Raw genomic sequence first — 20,333 nt, forward strand, 5'->3', positions numbered from 1 at the left:
GGGGTCGGGGTTCGGGGAACGTCTCGGGGCCTCCCCCGCCCCGGCGCAGCAGAGTCAGCCAGTTCAGAGTCAGCAGTTTCCAGCAGCCGCAGCCCGGTGCATCCGGACGAGTACGAGGACGAGGACAGACGTGCCTACCGGCAAGGTCAAGTGGTTCAACAGCGAGAAGGGCTTCGGCTTTCTCTCCCGCGACGACGGCGGTGACGTCTTCGTGCACTCGTCGGTGCTCCCGGACGGCGTCGACGCGCTGAAGCCGGGCCAGCGCGTGGAGTTCGGCGTCGTCGCCGGACAGCGCGGCGACCAGGCGCTCTCCGTCACCCTGCTGGACCCGGCTCCCTCCGTCGCAGCAGCACAGCGCCGCAAGCCGGACGAGCTGGCCTCCATCGTGCAGGACCTGACGACACTGCTGGACGGCGTCTCCCAGTCCCTGGAACGCGGCCGCTACCCCGACAAGCAGCACGGCCGCAAAATCGCCGGCATGCTCCGCGCGGTAGCCGACCAACTGGACGTCTGACCCCCGCACCAACGGCGGAAGTCCGCCGTCGCGCGGGGCAGCGCTACGGAAAAGCCAGCGCCTCAGGCTCCAGGCCCGGCACAAGCCCCTGCTCAGCAGCACGGGTGAGCAACCCGCGGACGGCGGCATAGCCGTCCGCGCCCAGCTCCTCCGTGAACTCGTTGACGTACAGCCCGATGTGCTGCTCGGCCACCGCCGGGTCCATCTCCTGCGCGTGCTCCAGTACGTACGGCCGCGAAACGGACGGGTCCTGCCACGCCATCCGCACCGAGGTCCGGATGGCGTCGGCCAGCGCCCGCAGCGTCCCGTCGCCGAGCGACCGCTTGGCGATGATCGCCCCCAGCGGGATCGGCAGCCCCGTCGTGGCCTCCCAGTGCTCACCCATGTCGGCGAGGCTGTGCAGCCCGTACTCCTGGTAGGTGAACCGCGCCTCGTGGATGACGAGTCCGGCGTCCACCGCGCCGTCCCGTACCGCGGGCATGATCTCGTGGAACGGCAGCACCACGATCTCGCCCACCCCGCCGGGCACTTCGGTGGCGGCCCACAGCCGGAACAGCAGATACGCCGTCGAACGCTCGCTCGGCACCGCGACCCGCTTGCCGCTCAGCGACGCGGGATCGTCCGCCTCCCTGGTGAGCACCAGCGGCCCGCAGCCCCGGCCCAGCGCCCCGCCGCACGGCAGCAGCGCGTACTCCTGGAGCACCCAGGGCAGTACGGCGTACGACACCTTCAGCACGTCCAGCTCGCCGCGCTCGGCCATGCCGTTGGTGACGTCGATGTCCGCGAACGTCACCTCGGGCGGAGCCGCGCCGGGCACCCGTCCGTGCGCCCACGCGTCGAAGACGAACGTGTCGTTGGGGCAGGGCGAGTAGGCGATGGAGAGCGGCGCTGTTATGGCCTTCGTGTTCGTGTTCATGGTGAGTCCTTCTGCGCGGTGCTAGGGGACCAGCTTGCCGAAGGCGGTGGTGAGAGCCGCCAGCGCTTCGGGGATGCGCCAGGCCGCACGGTCCCTTGGCCCTACGGCGTTGGAGACGGCGCGCAGCTCCAGCACCGGCACCCCCTCGCCGTGTGCTGTCGCGGCCTCCGCGACGCCGAAGCCCTCCATCGCCTCAGCCGCCGCGCCCGGGTGCCGGGCCAGCAGCTGCTCGGCACGGTGCTGGGAGCCGGTGGTCGTGGAGACGCTCAGTACCGGTCCTGTGCGGGCGCCGGTCGCCTCGGCCGCTTCCCGTACCAGCTCGGGCGGCGGGAGGTGTTCGGCGGTGCCGAAGCCCAGCAGGCTGACGGAGGCGAAGCCGTCCGGGGTCTCGGCGCCCAGGTCGGCGGCGACGATGCGGTCGGCGACGACGGTGTCGCCGACGTCGATGCCGTTCGCCGCGAAGCCGCCGCTGATGCCGGTGACGATCACCAGGTCGTAGGGGTTCGACTGATGGGCGGCGGTGACCAGCGCCGTGGCGGTCGCCGCTGCTGCCGCCGCCGGGCCCACGCCGCCGGCCAGCACATCGAGGTGCGGGGCGCGGCCGCCGCCGGTCGCGGCCAGTACGGCCTCGCGCTCGGCGGGGACCGCCGCGACCACCAGCACGCGTCGGTACGTTCCCAGCATGCGGCTCCTCCTCGGGGAAGAGAGGGGCTACTCGCCTGCGGTGTTCTTCAGGTTGACGTGCCAGATGCCGTTGAAGTCGCCGCCGGAGGACTGCACGACGGTCACCCGCACCTTCTTCCTCGGTGCCGAGGGCTGGCCGGAGGGCGACTGCTCCGTGAAGAACGCCTCGCCGGGGAAGGAGTAGTAGGTCTTCTTCAGCGGCTGGGAGAGCACGGCGTCGCCGTTGACGAGGACGAGCCAGCCGGCGTCGGCGGTCTTCGGGTCGACGCCGATCCGCAGCTTGTCGCCTGCCCCGACGGAGATCGTCTTGTCGGCCGGCTTGGCCAGGCACTTGCGCAGTTCGCCCTTGGGGCGGCCCTTCCCGTTGACGTAGGGGATGGCCTTCCCGTCGTCGTAGCAGGCGGCTTCGGTGGAGACCGAGTCGCTGCCGACCGTCGCGGTCATCATCGGGCGCGGTTCCTCGCACGCCGAGAGGGTGACGAGGCCGAGCGAGACGGCACCGAGGGCGGTGGCGGTGCGCACGCCCCGCCGCGACTGTGACGACATGCGGCCCTGCCGCGCGAGCTTGCTCATGCGGGCAGGCTATCGGGCCCGCACCGCGGTGGGACGCGGGGGTGCGGCGTGCCCCGCGGAGCTTGTGCCGGTGAGAGGGTGCCCCTGTCCGTCGTCCGCAGTCTGCGGGTCTCTTGTGGCTTGTCGCCCAGTTCCCCGCGCCCCTTCGGGGCGCATCTCTTCCGGGCGTGTTTCTTCCCTACGCCGCACGGGGGTGCGGCGTGCCGCGGCGGGCGGCGCCCAGCAGGCCGCGTACGGAGGTGATCACCCCGGCGGCCACCACCGCCGCCGCGACGCCCATGCCCAGCCGGCCGATCAGTGGCAGCGCCATGGCGAGGGCGCCGCCGGCGACCCAGGACATCTGCATCAGCGTCTCGGAGCGCGCGAAGGCGGAGGTGCGCACCTGATCGGGGACGTCGCGCTGGATGAGGGCGTCCAGTGAGAGTTTGCCGAGTGCCTGCACGATCCCGGCGGTGGCGGCGACGGCCGTGACGGTCGCGGTGCCGTACAGCGCGACCGCGACGAGCGCTGCGCCGAGTGCGCAGAACAGCACGCAGATGATGATCACCTCCGGGCCGCGGGCACGCAGCCAGGCGCCGATCGCGGTGCCCAGCGCATTGCCCGCGCCTGCGGCGACCCCGACGAACCCCAAGGAGACGACGGCCCCCAGTCCCTCGAAAGGGTGCTCGCGCAGGAGGAAGGCCAGAAAGAACGTGAGAAAGCCGGAGAGCGCGCGCAGGGAGGAGTTGGCGAGCAGCGCACTGAGGACGGAGACTCCGACCGTCCGCAGCCCGGGCCGGGGGCCGCGCTGCTGCTCGGCCGGTGTCTCCTGCGCCGTGGGCGCCAGCCGCGCAGGCCGCTCGCCCTTGGCGGAGTCGACCTTGTGGTCGAGGGAGAACGAGAGGAACGTCCCCACGAGGAACACCGCGAAAGCCCCGTACAGCGGCCACCGCTCGCCCAGCAGATGCAGTCCGGCCCCGGCGGGTGCGGCGGCACCGGTGGCCAGCAGCCCGGCGAGCGTGACCCGGGAATTGGCCTTGACCAGCGAGATCCGCGGCGGCAGCAGGCGCGGCACCACGGCGGAGCGGACCACTCCGTACGCCTTGGAGGAGACGAGCACCCCCAGCGCCGCCGGGTACAGCTCCAGCCCGCCCGTCGCCACGGCGCCCGCCATGGTCAGCGCGAGCAGCGCGCGGGTCAGCATCGCGGCGGCCATCGCGGCGCGCCGCCCGTGCGGGATGCGGTCCAGCAGCGGGCCGATCACGGGCGCGAGGAGGGCGAACGGCGCCATCGTCACGGCCAGGTACAGCGCCACCCGGCCGCGGGCCTCACCCGTGGGGACGGAGAAGAAGACGGTGGAGGCGAGCGCCACCGTGACGAGCATGTCGCCGGCCGAGTTGACGGCGTGCAGCTCGATCAGCTTGCCGAGCCCGGATTCGCCCGCTCCCTCGGCGTGCGTGGCCCGGCGGATGCGGCGGGCCAGTGCGACAGGCGGGCGGCGCAGCGCACCAGCGGCGCGCCCCGCGGCGCGTCCCACGCCGCGGAGTTTGCCGCGTGTGCTGCGTTTGCCGGGCTTGTCGACAGGCACGCCGTCAGTGTGCCCCGAAACACGCCGTTCAGTTCCCTCCCGCTCTCCTCGCGTCCGCGGGTCCCGGGCGTGCGGGGACGGCTGGCTGCGGATTCCCCGGGTGACCCCGTGGGGTAGCGTGGGTGAACGGTGCGCACCGTATGGCCTTTGAGCGCGGGCGCGGACGTCGCAGCGGCCACCAGGTCCCGCTCCGTCCCCGACCCCGCCCCTCCACTCGTGGCCGTATGGGCAGCGCACGCCGACAACGGCGCGACGGCGTAGGAGAGACGATTCTTGTGAGTGCTGCATGAGTGCCGCGACGCGGAGTACGAGCCGTGGCGCGCGGAGCCGGCGCGCCCTCGACAGACTGTGTGCGGAGGCCGTCGAGCTGGCACGGGCCGCGGCCGAGGAAGCGGCCGCGCCCGGCACCGTCGGCGCCTGGCTCGAAGCCGTCGCCGACGCCCACGCCGACCGTGTGGCCACCCATTTCTTCGAGGCGAACGAGCCGGGGTACCGGGGGTGGCGCTGGGCGGTGACCGTCGCGCGGGCCTCCCGCGCCAAGAACGTGACCGTCGACGAGTCCGTGCTGGTGCCGGGGCCCGACGCGCTGCTGGCCCCCGAGTGGGTGCCCTGGAGCGAGCGGCTGCGCCCCGGCGACCTGGGCCCCGGGGACCTGCTGCCCACCGACGCCGACGACCTGCGGCTGGAGCCCGGCTACTCCGGTGCCGAGGCGCCGCCGGCCGACTCGGCCGTCGCCGAGGAGGGGACCGAGGCGCGGGGCCCCTCCCGCGCCGCCATCGGCGCCGTCGCCGAGGAACTGGGCATGGGGCGGCCCCGGGTGCTCTCCCGGTACGGGCTGCACGCTGCGGCCGACCGCTGGGAGGAGTCGCACGGCCCCAAGACACCGATGGCCCAGGCGGCCCCCGCCAGCTGTATGAGCTGCGGCTTCCTGGTGCCGCTCGCGGGGTCGCTGCGGCAGGCGTTCGGGGTGTGCGCGAACGAGTACAGCCCCGCCGACGGCCATGTCGTCTCCCTCGCGTTCGGCTGCGGCGGGCACTCCGAGGCTGCGGTGATGCCGCGTACGCCCCAGCCTCCGCCGCCGGTGATCGACGAAACTGTCGCGGACCCGTTCGGCGACTGAGGCTTGCCCTCTGGATCTCGCGTACCCCGCGAGGGGGCTGCGCTTGCCCACCCTGCGCCCCTGGCGCAGACTGCCCAAGCTTGCGGGAGCAGTTGCGCCCCGAAGGGGCGCGGGGAACTGCGCGAGCAACCACAGCGCACCCGCAGGTGCGGACGGCGCGTAACGGGGGTCAAGGGGAGGATGCACATGCCGAGGAGGCCAGCCTCGTGAGGGACACGTTCGGGACCGAACGACTGCGGCAAAGCGTGCTGGACGCCTGGAAGGCGTCCAGCGCCCGCTTTCGGGAGGACGCCAACGCCGAGCAGGATCTCGCGCTGGGCGGCTACCGGGACCGGCTGGTGGTGGAGCTGGCCCAGAACGCTTCGGACGCCGCGGCCCGCGCGGGGGTGCCGGGGCGGCTCCGGCTCACCCTGGCCGGGTCAACCCTGACCGCGGCCAACACGGGTGAGCCGCTGGACGCCGCGGGCGTCGAGTCGCTGTCCACGCTGCGTGCCTCCGCCAAGCGCGCCGAGACCGACCGGGGCGCCGTGGGCCGCTTCGGCGTCGGCTTCTCGGCGGTGCTGGCCGTCACCGACGAGCCCGCCGTCACCACCTTGGGGGGTGACGGTGTGCGCTGGTCGCTGGCGGAGGCCCGGGAGCTGACCCGGCAGACCGCCGCCGCCAACCCCGAACTCGCGGAAGAGCTCGACCGGCGCGAGGGGCACGTACCGCTGCTGCGGCTGCCGTTCCCCGCGCCGTACGAGGAGTCCGCCGTGCCCGCCGGGTACGACACCGCCGTACTGCTCCCGCTGCGGGACGAGGCGGCGCTGGCACTGACCCGGCGGCTGCTGGCTGCCGTGGACGACGCGCTGCTGCTCGCGCTGCCCGGCCTGGCCGAGGTCGTCATCGAGACCGGCGAAGGACCGGCCCGGACCCTCACCCGGTACGAGGAGGACGGCTACGTCCGGATCGAGGACTCGGCAGCGGGTGCCACCAGGTGGCGGCTGGCGGGCGACAGCGGCGTCGCCGGCCCGGAACTGCTCGCCGACCGCCCCGTGGAGGAGCGGGCCAGGCCCGGCTGGTCGGTGACGTGGGCAGTGCCGGTGGACGGCGAGGGCGCCCCCGCCAAGCCGCGTACGGCGGCGTGTCTGCATGCGCCGACGCCCACCGACGAGCCGCTGGGCTTTCCCGCGCTGCTGCTCGGCTCCTTCCCGCTGGAGCCCTCCCGGCGCCATGTGGCGCCCGGCCCGCTGACCCGCTTTCTGCTGGCCCGCGCCGCCGACGCGTACGCGGCGCTGCTGCGCGACTGGCGGCCGGTGGCCACCAGCACCGTCGACCTGGTGCCAGGGCCGCTCGGCGCGGGTGAACTCGACGGCGAGCTGCGCGCCCTGGTGCTGGAACGGCTCCCGGAGGTCCCGTTCCTGGCGAGCGCGGCCACCGGGCGCGGGGACGAAGCCGGGGCAGGGGAGCCATACGCGCTCCGGCCGCGCGATGCCGAGATCGTCGAGGGCGCGGGCGCAGCGACGGTCGCCGTCATGGCCGAGCTCTTCCCCAGCCTGCTGCCCGCAGGACTGGAGCGCCGCACCGAGCTGCGCGTCCTGGAGGTGCCCCGCGTCCCGCTGGGCGAGGCCATCGACCGGCTCACCGGCGTCGAGCGGGAGCCGGGCTGGTGGTGGCGGCTGTACGACTCCCTCGCCGGCGTCGACCCCGACCGGCTGACCGGGCTGCCGGTACCGCTGGCCGACGGCCGGACCACGGTCGGGCCGCGCCATGTGCTGCTGCCGCTGCCGGACGGCGCAGTTCCGCCCGAGAAGCTCGCCCGCCTCGGTCTGAAGGCAGCGCACCCGGACGCCGTGCATCCACTGCTGGAGAAACTGGGCGCCACCCCGGCCACCCCACGCGCCGTGCTGACGACCCCTCAGGTACGGGCCGCGGTCGCCGCCTCGCTGGACGCGGAGGAGGCGTGGGACGACGGTGCCGACGCCGGTGCCCTGGACCCGGACGAACTGATCGAGACCGTCCTCGGCCTGGTGCGGGACGCGCACCTCGCACCCGGCGACGAGCCGTGGCTGGGCGCCCTGGCGCTGCCGGACGAGGACGGGGAACCGGCGCCCGCCGCCGAACTGGTCTACCCCGGCTCCGCGTTCGCGCGCGTACTGCGCGAGGGCGAACTGGCCGCCTGCGATCCGCAGCTGGCCGAACGCTGGGGCGAAGCGCCGCTGACCGCGGTCGGCGTACAGGCGGACTTCGCGCTGGTGCGCGCGGAGGACGTGGTGCTGGACCCGGACGGCTTCGAGCCCCGGGACGGCGACTACCCCGAGCCCGACGACGCGGGGCTGCTCGACGCTGTCGACGTGTGGTGCGAGGACGTGCTGGACCAGCTGGCGGTGGATGGCGACACCGCCGACACCGCAGCCTCCGTACCACCGGTGGCACTCGAACTGCTGGCCGTGCGCGACCTCGACCTGGTCGACGACGCGCACTGGCCCGAGGCCCTGGCGATGCTGGCGCGTCCGCCGCTGCGGGACGCGCTGGTCGCGCCGGTGCGGGTGCGGCTGGGCGACGGCACGGTCACCGACGTACGCCCGTACACCGCCTGGTGGCTGCGCGGCCACCCGGTGCTGGACGGCCGCCGCCCCGCGGGGCTGCGTGCTGCGGGGGGCGACCCGCTGCTGCGCGGTCTGTACGAGGAGGCCGACCCGGGTGAGGTCACCGACGAGCGGGTGCTGCGCGCGCTCGGCGTCCGTACGACGGCCGGGGCACTGCTCGCCGAGCCGGGCGGCCCCGCCGAACTGCTGCGCAGGCTGGCCGACCCCGAGCTCCCGGTCGGCCCCGCGCAACTGCACGGCCTCCACACCCTGCTGGCCACGGCCGGGCTCGACCCCGCCGAGGTCACGCTGCCCGACGAACTGCGCGCGGTGCGGGAGGGGACGACGACGGTGGTGGACGCGGCCGAGGCGCTGGTCGCTGACGCGCCCGACGTGCTGCCCCTGGTGCGGGACCAGGCGCTGCTGCCGGTGGCACCGCAGCACGCCGGGGAACTGGCCGCCCTGCTGGAGGTACGGCGCGCGAGCGACGCGGCCGCCCAGCTGCTGCCCGAGTCGGCGGGCACCGAGCGCACGGTGCCCGCCGTCGTACGGGAACTGCTGCCGAACGTTCCGGACAGCTACCGCGAGCACGAAGAGCTGCGGGTCGGCGGCATCGACCTCGACTGGCACCGCACCCCCGACGGCACCCTGCACGCCGCGACCCTGGAGGGCCTGGCCTCGGCCCTCGCCTGGTCGGCCGGCGCCTGGCCCCGCCGCTTCGAGCTCACGGCCCTGCTGGAGGACCCCGCACGGGCGCCGGAACTGGCGACGGCACGCTGGTTCGACTGAGACCCGCAACCGCCGGGCGGGGCTAGCCCTTCGTGCTGTAGACCGCGGCCAGCGGGCTCGGTCCTCCGCTGGAGGGCTTGCTCGCGTCGTCGTGGCCCAGGTACAGCCGCCCCGCGGAATACAGCACGCGGGAGTCGCCGATCTCGAACGAGGTCTCCGTCTTGTAGGCGGAGCCCTCGTTCCGCAGGAGCGGCTTCTTCTTCAGGGTGCGGGCGTCGAGCTGCCACACCGCGCCGCCCTCTTCGCGGTACATGTTGGCCTTCTGATAGACGAGCACGTTGCCGCTCTTGTCGAGGCCGATGGGCGACATCTCACCGGCGTCGGTGCCCTCGATGTGCGCCTTGCGCTTGCCCGTACGCAGGTCGAGCGCGACCACGTCGTTGTCCGCGTCGGAGCCGGACTTCAGCGGCTTGTCGGTACCGAGGTAGAGCGCGTCGGCCTCCTTGCCGACCGCGACGTTCTGGCAGTCGGTGACCTCGGTGGCCGGGCAGTCCACGTTGTACTTGCCGTACTTGCCGCCCTTGACCGGGATGGCGGCGAGCTGCCGGCCGCGGGCCGCGCTGTCGTCCACGGTCAGGAACTGGGAGACGCCGGAGCCGCCCTGCGCCTTGCCGTCGTCGGCGGCGAGCACCAGCGGGTCGGTGGAGACCACGTGCACGTTCTCCGTACCCGCGGGCAGCGAGAACGTGGAGCTCGCCGCGCGGGTGCGGGGGTTGACGGTCTGCACCTTGAGCCGGGGGTTGTCCGTCGTACCGCAGTCGCGGACGGCGATCAGCTTCTCGTCGCTCCCGGCGTACCCGTCGGCCGGGCAGCGTTCGTCGGAGGAGGGGCCCCACAGCTGCTTGCCGCCGACGGTCCATCCCGCGCTGCCGCTGGTCCCGCCCGCGGCGACCGTGCCGTTGCCGATGGTCACCTCGTCGAACATCGCGGCGGAGCCGTCCTCCATCGCCTGCCGGTGCCAGCGCATCCTGCCCTGGTTCAGGTCGATGACGCCGACCTCGGTGCAGACGGAGTTCTCCTTGCCGTTCTCGTAGACGACGGCTATCAGCCCGTCCTTCGTCGGCTGCGGCGAGGTCCAGCAGGTCTCACCGGTCAGCGGCACCGTCCAAGCGGGCTTTCCGCCGGCGAGCGGATAGCCGACGATCTTCTTCACGTCCGCCTTGACGAAATTCTTGCCGGTCACCCACATCCCCTTGGCGTGGGCCATCTCCGACACCTTGGCCATCGGCACCTTGTACGCCAGCTTCGCCTCGGGGGCCGAGTCTGCTGCCGAGGCGTCGCCGCCCCCGTCGCCGGTGTCGTCAGGGCCGCAGCCGGTCAGCGCGAGGGCGGCCGAGAGGGCCGCGGCGGCAAGGACCGCAGTACGGGAGCGGGACATTGAATTCTCCTTGGGGGGAATCATGGAATCGGTGCCGCGAATTCTTGCCGCATCGCGCGTAGATTTTCAACTTGGCCTTTCTTTCCGAAAGTTCAGTTCAAATGGCCCGTAGATAATTTCGGGGCGGCGGGGGAATTGGGCACGGGAATTTCCGGGGGTTCCGCTCCAACGGGTGCGCCCGGCTGGCTGAGGCGGGGTCCGGGGCCGGGTGTGCGGGGTAACGATGTGCTCGCTCGGCACCCGATCCGTGCCGGCTCGGCACCCGATCCAAGGAGAGTCCATGCCCGTCTGCGAGGTCTGCGACAACGACTACCCCCACACCTTCGAGGTCCGCGCCGCTGGGCAGGTGCACGTCTTCGACTGTCTGGAGTGCGCGGCCCACAAGATGGCGCCCGTGTGCGAGAACTGCGGCTGCCGCATCCTGGGGCACGGCATGGAGTCGCAGGGGCACTACTACTGCTGTGCGCACTGTGCCCGCGCCCAGGGCCGCACGGAGTTGGCCGACAGCGCGCCGTAAACCGCTGCGGAGAGGTGCGGGCCGGGAAGCGCGCGGTACCTCCGTAGGTACCCGCGTGCGGCACCTACGTGTGGAGCTTCCCGGCCGCCAGCCGCCAGGCCACCTCCAGCAGCACGCCCGCAACGGCCGCCACCCCCACCGCCGTCCAGGGCAGCACCGCACCGGCCAGCTTCAGCGCGAAGAAGTGCTGGAGCGGCGGCGTCGCCAGCACCGCCAGGAAGCCGGCCCCCATCGCCAGCACCAGCACCACCCGCCACCAGGTGTAGGGCCGCGCCACGATGGCCAGCACCCACATCGCGATCAGGAACAGGGTCAGCGTCGCCGCGCTGGTCTCGGCCGTCAGTGAGCCGGGCCCGCTGTAGTGGTGCCGCGCCAGCAGATACGTGACGAAGGTGGCGGCGCCCGCGATCAGCCCGCACGGCGCGGCGTAGTGCAGCACCCGCCGCACGAAGTGCGGCTTGGCGCGCTCCCGGTTGGGCGCCAGCGCCAGGAAGAAGGCAGGGACGCCGATGGTGAGCGAGGACAGCAGCGTCAGATGGCGGGGCAGGAAGGGATAGGGCACCTGCCAGCAGACCACCAGCAGCGCGAGCAGCACCGAGTAGACGGTCTTGGTCAGGAACAGGGTGGCGACCCGCTCGATGTTGCCGATGACCCGGCGGCCCTCGGCCACCACCGAAGGCAGCGTCGCGAAGCTGTTGTCGAGCAGCACGATCTGCGCCACGGCCTTGGTCGCCTCGGAGCCCGAGCCCATGCACACGCCGATGTCGGCGTCCTTGAGCGCGAGCACGTCGTTGACGCCGTCGCCGGTCATCGCCACGGTGTGCCCTGACGACTGGAGAGCGCCCACCATCTCCCGCTTCTGCTGCGGGGTGACGCGGCCGAAGACCGTGCCGTCGGTCACCTGCCGGGCCCGTTCCGCCTCGGCCGCGGGCAGCTCGCGGGCGTCCACGGGGCTTTCGGCGCCCGCCAGTCCCAGCTTTGCGGCGACGGCGCCCACGGAGACCGCGTTGTCGCCGGAGATCACCTTCGTCCGTACGTTCTGCTCGGCGAAGTAGCCCAGCGTCTCGGCGGCGTCCGGGCGCAGCCGCTGCTCGAGGACGACGAGCGCCGCGGGGTGCGCGTGAGGGGCGGGGTCGGTGCCGGAGGCGGGCCCGTCGAGCCCGTCCGCCGCCCGGGCCAGCAGCAGTACCCGCAGTCCCTCCCGGTCCAGCCGGTTCACCTCGGCGAGGACCGGATCGTCCGGGGCGAGCAGGACATCGGGCGCGCCCAGCAGCCAGGCGCTGCGGGTGCCGTCCGGCTCGGCGAAGGCGGCACCGCTGTATTTGCGTGCCGAGGAGAAGGGCAGCGTGTCGGTGGGCTGCCAGCGGCCCGCGCCGTCGGGCATCGGCGGATACGCCTCGATGATGGCCTGGAGGCTGGCGTTCGGATGCGGCTCGGCGGCGCCGAGGGCGCGCAGCGCCTGCGCGACGCGCGCCTCGTCGGCCCCGTTCAGCGGCCGCACCTCGGTGACGTCCATCCCGCCTTCGGTCAGGGTGCCGGTCTTGTCCAGGCAGACGACGTTCACCCGGGCCAGGCCCTCGATGGCGGGCAGTTCCTGGACGAGGCAGTGCTTGCGGCCCAGCCGGATGACGCCGATGGCGAAGGCCACCGAGGTCAGCAGCACCAGCCCCTCGGGCACCATCGGCACGATGCCCGCCACCATCCGGCGTACCGCCTCGGTCGGGTTGTGGTGCTCGACCACCAGCTGGCTGAGGACCAGCCCGACCGCGGCCGGGAGCATCATCCAGGTGATGTACTTCAGCAGCCGGCTGATGCCGCCGCGCAGCTCGGAGTGGACGAGGGAGAACCGGCTGGCCTCCTCGGTGAGCCGGGCCGCGTACGCCTCGCGGCCCACCTTGGTCGCGGTGAAGGCGCCGCTGCCCGCGACCACGAAGCTGCCGGACATCAGCTGGTCGCCGGGGTGTTTGAGCACCGGTTCGGCCTCGCCGGTCAGCAGCGACTCGTCCACCTCGAGGCTGTCGGCCTCCGCGACCTCGCCGTCGACCACGCACTTGTCGCCGGGCCGCAGCTCCATCAGGTCACCCAGGACGATGCGATCGGTGGGGACCTCGGTGCTGCGGCCGTCCCGCCGCACTCGTGGGCGGGCTTCCCCGAGGATGGCGAGGTTGTCCAGGGTCCGCTTGGCGCGCAGCTCCTGGACGATGCCGATGCCGGTGTTGGCGAGGATCACAAAGCCGAAGAGGCCGTCCTGGACCGGGCCGACGACGAGAATGATCAGGAACAGTACGCCGATGATCGCGTTGAACCGGGTGAAGACGTTCGCGCGGACGATGTCGGCGGCCGATCTGCTGCTGCGCGGCGGAACGTCGTTGACCTCGCCGCGCTCGATCCGTTCGGACACCTCCGCGCTGCTGAGACCTCCGCCACCTCCGCCCGTATTTGTCATGTTTCGACGGTACGGGGCGGGCACGCCCGCGCCCGGCTCGCACGCCGGGGCTCACCCGGGGCTCATCGGGGGAGGGCTCAGTCGTCCTGCGCCCGCTTGATCGCCTTGTCCCGTGCCCTGACGTACCAGATGCCCACGCAGCCCAGCGCCGCGCCCACCGCACAGGTCCACAGCCACCAGGTGTGACCGTGGTCCGCGAACCAGCTGTAGAAGGGGAGTTGGACCAGGAGCAGTACGAGCCAGACCAGCGTGCCGGTGACGACGGTGGCGACGACGTTGCCCTCCAGCGGCTCGGGCGCCTCGCGGTCGCCGCTGGTCCATCTGTCCATGAGGCTCATCGCCGTGGCTCCTCGTCCGTGACCTGTTCCCCCGGCCCAGCGTAGCGAGGCGGCGCCGAGGAGGTGCGGGCGGAGTTGGCGATCATCCTGTTCGGTTGTTCATACTGAGCCGGACTGGATATGGCCGGTTTGTTTCGTCTGATGACCCAAGCTGATCCAGTCCTCTCAGCCGGCGCCGTCTGAGACCGCAAGTCCTCGTACGTACGTCTCCGTACGTACGCCTTCGCACGTATCCGAGGTCAACGCATGTCCGCTTCGGCCGGTCCGGTCGACTCCGAGGGAGCCCCGCAGGGGACCCCGCCCGCCTTTCCTTCCGCACTGGACCGGTTCTTCCAGATCTCGGAGCGCGGCTCGACCGTGAGCCGTGAGCTGCGGGGCGGACTGGCCACGTTCTTCGCGATGGCCTACATCATCGTGCTGAACCCGATCATCCTCGGAGCGGGCGAGGACAAGTTCCACCACCATCTCGACAACGGTCAGCTGGTGACGGCCACCGCGCTGATGGCCGGGCTCACCACGCTGCTGATGGGCGTCATCGGCAATGTGCCCATCGCGCTCGCCGCGGGCCTGGGCATCAACGCCGTCGTCGCGCTCCAGCTCGCACCCCGGATGAGCTGGCCGGACGCGATGGGCATGGTGGTGCTCGCCGGGATCGTGCTGATGATCCTGGTGGCCTCGGGTCTGCGGCAGCGGGTGATGGACGCCATCCCGAACGGGCTGCGCCGGGCCATCGCCATCGGCATCGGCCTGTTCATCTCGCTGATCGGCCTGGTCGACTCGGGCTTCGTCACCCGCAACCCGGACAAGGCGCACACCAGCGTCCCGCTCGGCCTCGGCGTGGACGGCCGGCTCCAGGGCTGGCCCGTGCTGGTGTTCGTGCTCGGACTGGTGCTGATGTATGTGCTGACGGTGCGCAGGACGCGGGGCGCCATCCTGATCGGCATCGTGGCGATGGCCGTCGTCGCCATCGTGATCAACGCCGTGGCCGAGATCCCCGACGCCGCCTGGGGTCTGACGGTGCCCGCGGTGCCGGACTCGGTGGTGGGCAGCCCGGACTTCGGGCTGATCGGGGATATCTCGCTGTTCGGCGGCTTCCACGAGGTGGGGTGGCTGACCGGCTGTCTGTTCGTCTTCACCGTGCTGCTGTCGGGCTTCTTCGACGCGATGGGCACGATCATCGGCGTCGGCGAGGAGAGCGGTCTGGCCGACGATCAGCACCACGGCCAGCTGCCGCGGATGGGCCGCATCCTGTTCCTGGACGGTGTCGGGGTGGCGGCCGGCGGGGTCGGCTCCTGCTCGGCCAACACCTGCTTCGTGGAGTCGACCGCCGGTGTCGGCGAGGGCGCGCGCACCGGACTGGCCAATGTGTTCACGGGCGGGCTGTTCCTGCTCGCGCTGATCTTCACCCCCCTCGCGAAGGTCGTGCCTTCGCAGGCCGCGACCCCCGCGCTGCTGGTCGTCGGATTCCTGATCATGGCGTCGAACGTGCGGGAGATCGACTGGGGTGACTCCACCGTCGCCATCCCGGCCTTTCTCACCATCGTCTCCATGCCGTTCACTTACAGCATCACCAACGGCATCGGCATGGGCGTGATCGCCTTCATCGTGCTGCGGGCCGCCGTCGGACGGGCGCGGGAGACGCCCTGGCTGCTGAACGTGGTCGGCCTGTGCTTCCTCGTCTACTTCCTGCTGAACCCGATCGAGCAACTGCTCGGCGTCAGCTGAGGCGGGTCAACCGAGGCGGGTCAGCTGACGCGGGTCTACTGAGGCCGGTCAGCCGAGGCGGTCAGCTGAGGCCGCCTGTGCCGCGGGCCGAGTGGCCGTAGAACCGCTCGGTCCGCTCGACGGACGCCTTGAAGCGCTCGTCGAAGTCGTCGCGAACGAGCGTCCGGACCACATAGTCCTGGACGCTCATTCCGCGTTTGGCGGCATGGCCGTTCAGCCGCTCGAAGAGGTCGGCCTCTATACGCAGGCTGAGCACCTGCGACTCGGGCTGCTCGTGGTGGTCGTTGTCACACGGCGGAGTCAGGCTGTTCATACGACAACGGTCGCGAACCCACCCCGGCCGCTGTCCGGCGAACGTGGCCTGACTCACTCGTACGTGTGAGCCACTGCCAGGTAAACACGGTGGTCTTTAGGCCAGGTAATGAGTTAGGCTAAGGATATGTCGGAACAGCTCCCCGCTCCGCGGTTCGCGGACGGGCCACCGGGTTCGCTCGACCAGCTCGACGGCCCGCACGACGGCCCTTACGAGGACCCGCAGGGCGAAGACCCGCTCGACAAGGAGGCCGTCAACGCGCTCCGTGCCGCGGTGATGCGCCTCTCCCGGCGGCTGAAGCACCAACGCGTCGACGAGTCGCTGAGCCCTACGGAGATGTCCGTGCTCGGCACCCTCGCCCGCTGCGGCTCCGCCACCCCCAGCGAGCTGGCACGCAAGGAGCATGTGCAGCCGCCGTCGATGACCCGCATCGTCGCGATGCTGGAGGCCAAGGGGCTGGTCCGGCTGGACGCACATCCCGAGGACCGCCGGCAGAAGGTGGTCACCCAGACCGAACAGGCCGAGTCCATGCTGGCCGCGGCCCGCGAGAAGCGGAACGCCTGGCTGACCGAGCTGGTCCAGGAGCTGGACGAGGACGAATGGGCGACGCTGCGCGCGGCCGCACCAGTGCTGGAGAAGCTGGCACATCTGTAAGGAGTACGAACCGGAACAGGAGGCGACGCCGCTTTGAGTACGGGCCACGGAGCACACTCCGCACCCGCACCATCCACAGCCGACGACACCGAGCCGCACGAGCAGGGGCCGCACGACCAGGGGCCGACCGGTCAGATGCGGTCCGACCAGCGGCCGACCGGTCAGACGCGGTCCGACCAGCGGCCGACCGGTCAGGGCGGCGAGCCGGGCACCGGCGCGAAGCCCTCCATGTTCAGCTCCCTGAAGATCCGCAACTACCGCCTCTTCGCGATGGGCCAGGCCGTCTCCAACACCGGCACCTGGATGCAGCGCATCGCCCAGGACTGGCTGGTGCACAGCCTCACCGGCTCCTCCACCGCCGTCGGCATCACCACGGCGCTCCAGTTCCTCCCCATGCTGCTGTTCGGGCTGTACGGCGGCGTCATCGCCGACCGCTGCTCCAAGCGCAAGCTGCTCTTCGTCACCCAGTCGACCATGGGCGTCATAGGGCTGGTGCTGGCAGCGCTCACGCTGAGCGGAAACGTGCAGGTCGCACACGTCTACGCGCTCGCCTTCGCGCTCGGACTGGCCACCGTGGTGGACAACCCGACCCGGCAGACCTTCGTCTCCGAGATGGTCGGCCCGACGCAGATACGCAACGCCGTCTCGCTGAACTCCGCGAACTTCCAGAGCGCCCGGCTGGTCGGTCCGGCCGTCGCGGGCGTACTGATCTCCGCGGTCGGCGGCGGCTGGGCGTTCCTGATCAACGGCCTGTCATTCGGCGCGCCCCTGGTCGGGCTGCTGCTGATGCGTACGTCAGAGCTGTACACCAGCAAGCCCGTGCAGCGCGGCAAGGGGCAGCTGCGCGAGGGGCTGCGCTATGTCGGTGGGCACCCCGAGCTGCTGTGGCCGATAGTGCTGGTCGGTTTCATCGGCACCTTCGGCTTCAACTTCCCCATCTGGCTCACGGCCTTCACCAGCGAGGTCTTCCACGCCGGTGCCGGCACCTACGGCACCCTCAACTTCCTGATGGCCGTCGGCTCGGTGGCCGGAGCGCTGCTGGCGGCCCGGCGCGGACAGTCGCGGATGCGGCTGATGGCCGGGGCCGCGCTGGTCTTCGGCGTACTGGAGCTGTTCGCCGCGCTCTCGCCCTCCTACTGGCTGTTCGCCGCGCTCATGGCGCCGATCGGGCTGGCGGGGCTGACGTTCAACGTCACCGCCAACTCCAGTGTCCAGCTCGCCTCCGACCCGGCGATGCGCGGGCGCGTGATGAGCCTGTTCATGATGGTCTTCGTCGGCGGTACGCCCATCGGCGGGCCCATCATGGGCTGGATCACCGACGCCTGGGGGCCGCGGATGGGGTTTGTCGCGGGTGGAGTGATCTCCGCGGTGGCGGCTGTCGCCGTGGCTCTGGTGCTGGCCCGCGTGGCCGGGCTGCGCCCGGCGGTGAGCCTGCGGAGGGGGGCACCGCATTTGCGGTTCGTCCGCCGCGCGGAGGTGAGGGAGCCGGCGTAACGGGCTGCGGCCGCCGACGAACGTACGCACCCATGGCAGGCTGCGCACCATGAGACTGTTCGCAGCCTTGTGGCCCCCACCGGATGTGGTGCGAGAACTGGAACGGGCCGTCGACGCCCTCAAAGGGCTTCCCGGCGCGGAGGCGCTCCGCTGGACGCAGCCCGAGAGCTGGCACTTCACGCTGAGCTTCTACGGCGAGGTGGACGAGGAGCAGGCGCGTGACCTCTCCACGCGCCTGGCCCGCGCGGCGCACAGGGCGCAGGGTCCCGTCCCGGTGCGCCTCGAAGGGGCAGGCCGCTTCGGTGACCGCACCCTGTGGGCGGGCCTCCACATGGCGGACGCCGACCGCGAAGCCCTCAAGAAGCTGGCGGCAGCCACCACAGCGGCGGGCCGTCGCGCGGGGCTGCTCCCTCCCGACGAGCACCCCTCGTTCCGCCCGCACCTGACGCTGGCTCGCGCCAAGGGGCGGCGGACGACCGATCTGCGCCCCTACGTCACCCAGCTGGCGCCCTTCCAGGGCTCCAGCTGGACCGCGGGGGAGCTGCTGCTGGTCCACAGCGTGCCGCCGCGCAGCGGGGTGCCGGGGGAGCAGCCCCGTTACGAGCCGCTGGAGCGCTGGCCCCTCGGCCCGTGACGGATGGGCCCGTGCCGGAGCCGTATCCGGCCCCGGCTACCGTTGTCGGCGTGAACGCTAAGACCAGAATGCGCATTGTGACGGGTGTGCTGGCGGTGCTCTTCCTCGTCGTCATCCTGGCGTCGGCCCTGGGCGGCCGCTGAACCGGTCGCCTGACCGGCAGCCGACCGGGCGACCGGGCAGCCGACCGGGCAGACGACCGGACCGGCGGTCCGGTTACCAGGCGAAGGCTTCGGGAGAGGGGCCGGGGCCGGGGAAGATCTTCTCCAGTGAGGCGAGCAGTTCATCGCCGAGCTTCAGTCCGACGGCGCGCAGCGCGGAGCCGAGCTGGTCGGCGGTTCGGGGCCCGACGATGGGTCCCGTGACGCCCGGCCGGGTCAGCAGCCAGGCGAGGGCCACCTCGCCGGGTTCCAGGCCGTGCTCGGCGACGAGGTTCTCGTACGACTCCACCTGCGCCCGCACCGACGCGTCCTCCAGCGCCGTCGCCGCCCGCCCGGAGGCCGTACGGCCGCCGCCGCCCTCGCGGGCCTTGCGCAGCGCGCCGCCCAGCAGTCCGCCGTGCAGCGGTGACCAGGGGATGACGCCCAGTCCGTACGACTCCGAAGCCGGTATCACCTCCATCTCGGCGCGCCGCTCGGCGAGGTTGTAGAGGCACTGTTCGCTCACCAGGCCGAGCGAGCCGCGGCGTGCGGCGGTCTCGTTGGCCTGGGCGATGTGCCAGCCGGCGTGGTTGCTGGAGCCGACGTAGAGCACCTTGCCCTGCTGGACGAGTACGTCCATCGCCTGCCAGATCTCGTCCCAGGGCGTGGCCCGGTCGACGTGGTGGAACTGGTAGAGGTCGATGTAGTCGGTGCCCAGGCGGCGCAGGCTGGCTTCGACGGAGCGGCGGATGTTGACTGCGGAGAGCTTGTCGTGGTTCGGCCAGGGCGTCTCGCCGTCGGGCGCCATGTTCGCGTAGACCTTGGTGGCCAGTACGGTCTTGTCGCGGCGTTCCCCGCCCTTGGCGAACCAGCTGCCGATGATCTTCTCGGTGCGGCCCTTGTCGGCGCCCCAGCCGTAGGCGTTGGCGGTGTCGAAGAAGTTGACGCCCGCCGTCAGCGCGGCGTCCATGATCGCGTGGCTGTCGGCCTCGTCCGTCTGCGGTCCGAAGTTCATCGTGCCGAGGACGAGCCTGCTGACCTTCAGTCCTGTGCGGCCGAGTTGCGTGTACTCCATGCCGCCACGCTAGGTGGCTGGAGTGCGCTCGAAGCAAGGGTGTTTGTTCGCGGGGTTCTTGGTTGGGCCCCGCGAAGCTTGGGCAGTCTGCTCCCCCAAGCTCTTCGAGCGGGGGGTACCCCCCAAGGCCCAGGGTGGGCAAGCGCAGTCCCCCCCCGTGCCGGGCAAGTGCTAGTCAGGGCTGGCGTCCGTGCGGAAGACGCCCTCCACGGCCGCGAGGTACGCGGACTCCGCGCTGATGCGGGCGAGTTCGGTGTCGATGGGGCGGCGGGTGATCAGCAGGCGGTAGTAGAAGGGCGCGCCGATGGCCGCGATGACTTCCTCCGCGTCGGTGTCGGCAGGCACCTCACCCCGCTCGACGGCCCGCTCCAACAGCACGGACACCTGCTTGATCCGGTTCTTGAACACCGCCCGCATCACCTCCGCCGCCCCCGGCTCGCGCGCCGCCGAGGTGACGACGGCCTCGACCAGGCGCCGGTTGCGCGGCAGGGCGTAGAACTCGGCGATGGACCGCGTCACCGTGTGCAGGTCCTCGCGCAGACTGCCGGTGTCGGGGATCGGGATGGTCCCGCTGTGCTGGCCCAGCATGTCGGTTATGACGCCCTCGATGGTGCGCCAGCGGCGCCGGATCGTCGCGGCGTGCACCCCCGAGCGCCGGGCGATCCGGTCGATGGTGATGTCGGAGAACTCCCGGGTGCCCAACTCGTCCCAGGCGGCTTTCAGCACTGCGGCGCGGGTTCGGGCGGTCCGCCCGCCGGGACGGGTCGATCCGTGCGGTCGTGGGGCAGTCATGGATCCACGTTGCGTAGAGGCTCGGATTGCGATTACTGTTCCCGGACTTAGTGCGCGCACGCGCGCATTAGTCGGGGGATGCCGCGAGCGCTCCCGG

General features: G+C 71.9%; 18 protein-coding genes. 8 read left to right on the forward strand and 10 right to left on the reverse strand.

Annotated elements, in window-relative coordinates; all coding sequences use genetic code 11:
* Positions 1 to 130 precede the first annotated feature (130 nt).
* On the forward strand, positions 131 to 514 hold the full coding sequence (locus tag ITI46_RS35455; RefSeq protein ID WP_099882193.1) for a cold-shock protein: 384 nt from the start codon (positions 131 to 133) through the stop codon (positions 512 to 514).
* A 43-nt stretch (positions 515 to 557) separates the two neighbouring features.
* Here the strand turns inward: ITI46_RS35455 and ITI46_RS09480 are convergent, their stop codons facing one another.
* From ITI46_RS09480 to ITI46_RS09495, 4 genes are all read right to left on the reverse strand, one after another.
* Positions 558 to 1,430 carry a 1,4-dihydroxy-6-naphtoate synthase gene (locus tag ITI46_RS09480; RefSeq protein ID WP_209238997.1) on the reverse strand — a complete coding sequence of 291 codons (873 nt, stop codon included), beginning with the start codon at positions 1,428 to 1,430 and terminating at the stop codon, positions 558 to 560.
* Between the two features lie 21 nt (positions 1,431 to 1,451).
* Positions 1,452 to 2,114, reverse strand: coding sequence for a futalosine hydrolase (locus ITI46_RS09485; protein WP_209238998.1), 663 nt, complete (start codon positions 2,112 to 2,114; stop codon positions 1,452 to 1,454).
* Between the two features lie 27 nt (positions 2,115 to 2,141).
* Positions 2,142 to 2,687, reverse strand: a complete 546-nt coding sequence (locus ITI46_RS09490; RefSeq protein ID WP_209238999.1) for a DUF2771 domain-containing protein — start codon at positions 2,685 to 2,687, stop codon at positions 2,142 to 2,144.
* A 178-nt stretch (positions 2,688 to 2,865) separates the two neighbouring features.
* Positions 2,866 to 4,254: an MFS transporter gene (locus ITI46_RS09495; protein WP_209239000.1), complete on the reverse strand. Its 1,389-nt coding sequence runs from the start codon at positions 4,252 to 4,254 to the stop codon at positions 2,866 to 2,868.
* 286 nt (positions 4,255 to 4,540) lie between these two features.
* Here ITI46_RS09495 and ITI46_RS09500 point away from each other — a divergent pair, with 286 nt between their 5' ends.
* Both ITI46_RS09500 and ITI46_RS09505 read left to right on the forward strand, forming a co-directional pair.
* On the forward strand, positions 4,541 to 5,374 hold the full coding sequence (locus ITI46_RS09500; RefSeq protein WP_209239001.1) for a DUF3027 domain-containing protein: 834 nt from the start codon (positions 4,541 to 4,543) through the stop codon (positions 5,372 to 5,374).
* A 206-nt stretch (positions 5,375 to 5,580) separates the two neighbouring features.
* Positions 5,581 to 8,730, forward strand: a complete 3,150-nt coding sequence (locus ITI46_RS09505; protein WP_209239002.1) for a sacsin N-terminal ATP-binding-like domain-containing protein — start codon at positions 5,581 to 5,583, stop codon at positions 8,728 to 8,730.
* A gap of 22 nt (positions 8,731 to 8,752) precedes the next feature.
* On the opposite strand, the gene ITI46_RS09510 is transcribed toward ITI46_RS09505, so the two are convergent.
* Entirely contained in the window at positions 8,753 to 10,108 is a 1,356-nt protein-coding gene (locus ITI46_RS09510) for a hypothetical protein (protein ID WP_209239003.1), read from the reverse strand.
* Between the two features lie 280 nt (positions 10,109 to 10,388).
* Here ITI46_RS09510 and ITI46_RS09515 point away from each other — a divergent pair, with 280 nt between their 5' ends.
* Complete coding sequence (locus tag ITI46_RS09515) at positions 10,389 to 10,625, forward strand: metallothionein (protein WP_209239004.1); 237 nt, start codon at positions 10,389 to 10,391, stop codon at positions 10,623 to 10,625.
* Between the two features lie 64 nt (positions 10,626 to 10,689).
* Here ITI46_RS09515 and ITI46_RS09520 read toward each other — a convergent pair whose 3' ends face one another.
* Together ITI46_RS09520 and ITI46_RS09525 are read right to left on the reverse strand one after the other, a co-directional pair.
* Positions 10,690 to 13,071, reverse strand: coding sequence for a cation-translocating P-type ATPase (locus ITI46_RS09520; RefSeq protein WP_209239005.1), 2,382 nt, complete (start codon positions 13,069 to 13,071; stop codon positions 10,690 to 10,692).
* A gap of 77 nt (positions 13,072 to 13,148) precedes the next feature.
* Positions 13,149 to 13,409 (reverse strand): DUF2530 domain-containing protein, encoded by a 261-nt coding sequence (locus ITI46_RS09525; RefSeq protein WP_209239006.1) that lies wholly within the window; start codon positions 13,407 to 13,409, stop codon positions 13,149 to 13,151.
* A 246-nt stretch (positions 13,410 to 13,655) separates the two neighbouring features.
* Between ITI46_RS09525 and ITI46_RS09530 the strand changes: the two genes are divergently transcribed.
* A complete protein-coding gene (locus ITI46_RS09530; RefSeq protein WP_209239007.1) occupies positions 13,656 to 15,134 on the forward strand; it encodes an NCS2 family permease in 1,479 nt (492 codons plus the stop codon).
* A 61-nt stretch (positions 15,135 to 15,195) separates the two neighbouring features.
* Here the strand turns inward: ITI46_RS09530 and ITI46_RS09535 are convergent, their stop codons facing one another.
* Complete coding sequence (locus ITI46_RS09535; RefSeq protein WP_209239008.1) at positions 15,196 to 15,447, reverse strand: hypothetical protein; 252 nt, start codon at positions 15,445 to 15,447, stop codon at positions 15,196 to 15,198.
* Between the two features lie 276 nt (positions 15,448 to 15,723).
* On the opposite strand from ITI46_RS09535, the gene ITI46_RS09540 reads away from it, so the two are divergent.
* Genes ITI46_RS09540 through thpR form a run of 3 tightly spaced genes read left to right on the forward strand, consistent with a single transcriptional unit; the run spans position 15,724 to position 18,229 of the window.
* Complete coding sequence (locus ITI46_RS09540; RefSeq protein WP_229376035.1) at positions 15,724 to 16,101, forward strand: MarR family winged helix-turn-helix transcriptional regulator; 378 nt, start codon at positions 15,724 to 15,726, stop codon at positions 16,099 to 16,101.
* Positions 16,102 to 16,134: 33 nt separating this feature from the next.
* Positions 16,135 to 17,595, forward strand: a complete 1,461-nt coding sequence (locus tag ITI46_RS09545; protein ID WP_209239010.1) for an MFS transporter — start codon at positions 16,135 to 16,137, stop codon at positions 17,593 to 17,595.
* 49 nt (positions 17,596 to 17,644) lie between these two features.
* Positions 17,645 to 18,229, forward strand: coding sequence for an RNA 2',3'-cyclic phosphodiesterase (thpR, locus tag ITI46_RS09550; RefSeq protein WP_209239011.1), 585 nt, complete (start codon positions 17,645 to 17,647; stop codon positions 18,227 to 18,229).
* Between the two features lie 216 nt (positions 18,230 to 18,445).
* Here thpR and ITI46_RS09555 read toward each other — a convergent pair whose 3' ends face one another.
* A complete protein-coding gene (locus tag ITI46_RS09555; protein ID WP_209239012.1) occupies positions 18,446 to 19,444 on the reverse strand; it encodes an aldo/keto reductase in 999 nt (332 codons plus the stop codon).
* Positions 19,445 to 19,615: 171 nt separating this feature from the next.
* Complete coding sequence (locus tag ITI46_RS09560; RefSeq protein WP_209239013.1) at positions 19,616 to 20,236, reverse strand: TetR-like C-terminal domain-containing protein; 621 nt, start codon at positions 20,234 to 20,236, stop codon at positions 19,616 to 19,618.
* Between the last annotated feature and the right edge of the window lie 97 nt (positions 20,237 to 20,333).

Origin of the sequence: Streptomyces oryzae, from assembly GCF_017676365.1 — a bacterium.
GTDB lineage: Bacteria > Actinomycetota > Actinomycetes > Streptomycetales > Streptomycetaceae > Streptomyces > Streptomyces oryzae.

What these genes read in the sequence shown, in the direction of transcription:
- ITI46_RS09480 (WP_209238997.1), bottom strand. Translation starts at nt 1,430, where the DNA reads ATGAACACGAACACGAAGGCCATAACAGCGCCGCTCTCCATCGCCTAC.
- ITI46_RS09485 (WP_209238998.1), bottom strand. Translation starts at nt 2,114, where the DNA reads ATGCTGGGAACGTACCGACGCGTGCTGGTGGTCGCGGCGGTCCCCGCC.
- ITI46_RS09490 (WP_209238999.1), bottom strand. Translation starts at nt 2,687, where the DNA reads ATGAGCAAGCTCGCGCGGCAGGGCCGCATGTCGTCACAGTCGCGGCGG.
- ITI46_RS09500 (WP_209239001.1), top strand. Translation starts at nt 4,541, where the DNA reads ATGAGTGCCGCGACGCGGAGTACGAGCCGTGGCGCGCGGAGCCGGCGC.
- ITI46_RS09510 (WP_209239003.1), bottom strand. Translation starts at nt 10,108, where the DNA reads ATGTCCCGCTCCCGTACTGCGGTCCTTGCCGCCGCGGCCCTCTCGGCC.
- ITI46_RS09515 (WP_209239004.1), top strand. Translation starts at nt 10,389, where the DNA reads ATGCCCGTCTGCGAGGTCTGCGACAACGACTACCCCCACACCTTCGAG.
- ITI46_RS09520 (WP_209239005.1), bottom strand. Translation starts at nt 13,071, where the DNA reads ATGACAAATACGGGCGGAGGTGGCGGAGGTCTCAGCAGCGCGGAGGTG.
- ITI46_RS09525 (WP_209239006.1), bottom strand. Translation starts at nt 13,409, where the DNA reads ATGAGCCTCATGGACAGATGGACCAGCGGCGACCGCGAGGCGCCCGAG.
- ITI46_RS09530 (WP_209239007.1), top strand. Translation starts at nt 13,656, where the DNA reads ATGTCCGCTTCGGCCGGTCCGGTCGACTCCGAGGGAGCCCCGCAGGGG.
- ITI46_RS09535 (WP_209239008.1), bottom strand. Translation starts at nt 15,447, where the DNA reads ATGAACAGCCTGACTCCGCCGTGTGACAACGACCACCACGAGCAGCCC.
- ITI46_RS09540 (WP_229376035.1), top strand. Translation starts at nt 15,724, where the DNA reads ATGCGCCTCTCCCGGCGGCTGAAGCACCAACGCGTCGACGAGTCGCTG.
- thpR (WP_209239011.1), top strand. Translation starts at nt 17,645, where the DNA reads ATGAGACTGTTCGCAGCCTTGTGGCCCCCACCGGATGTGGTGCGAGAA.
- ITI46_RS09555 (WP_209239012.1), bottom strand. Translation starts at nt 19,444, where the DNA reads ATGGAGTACACGCAACTCGGCCGCACAGGACTGAAGGTCAGCAGGCTC.
- ITI46_RS09560 (WP_209239013.1), bottom strand. Translation starts at nt 20,236, where the DNA reads ATGACTGCCCCACGACCGCACGGATCGACCCGTCCCGGCGGGCGGACC.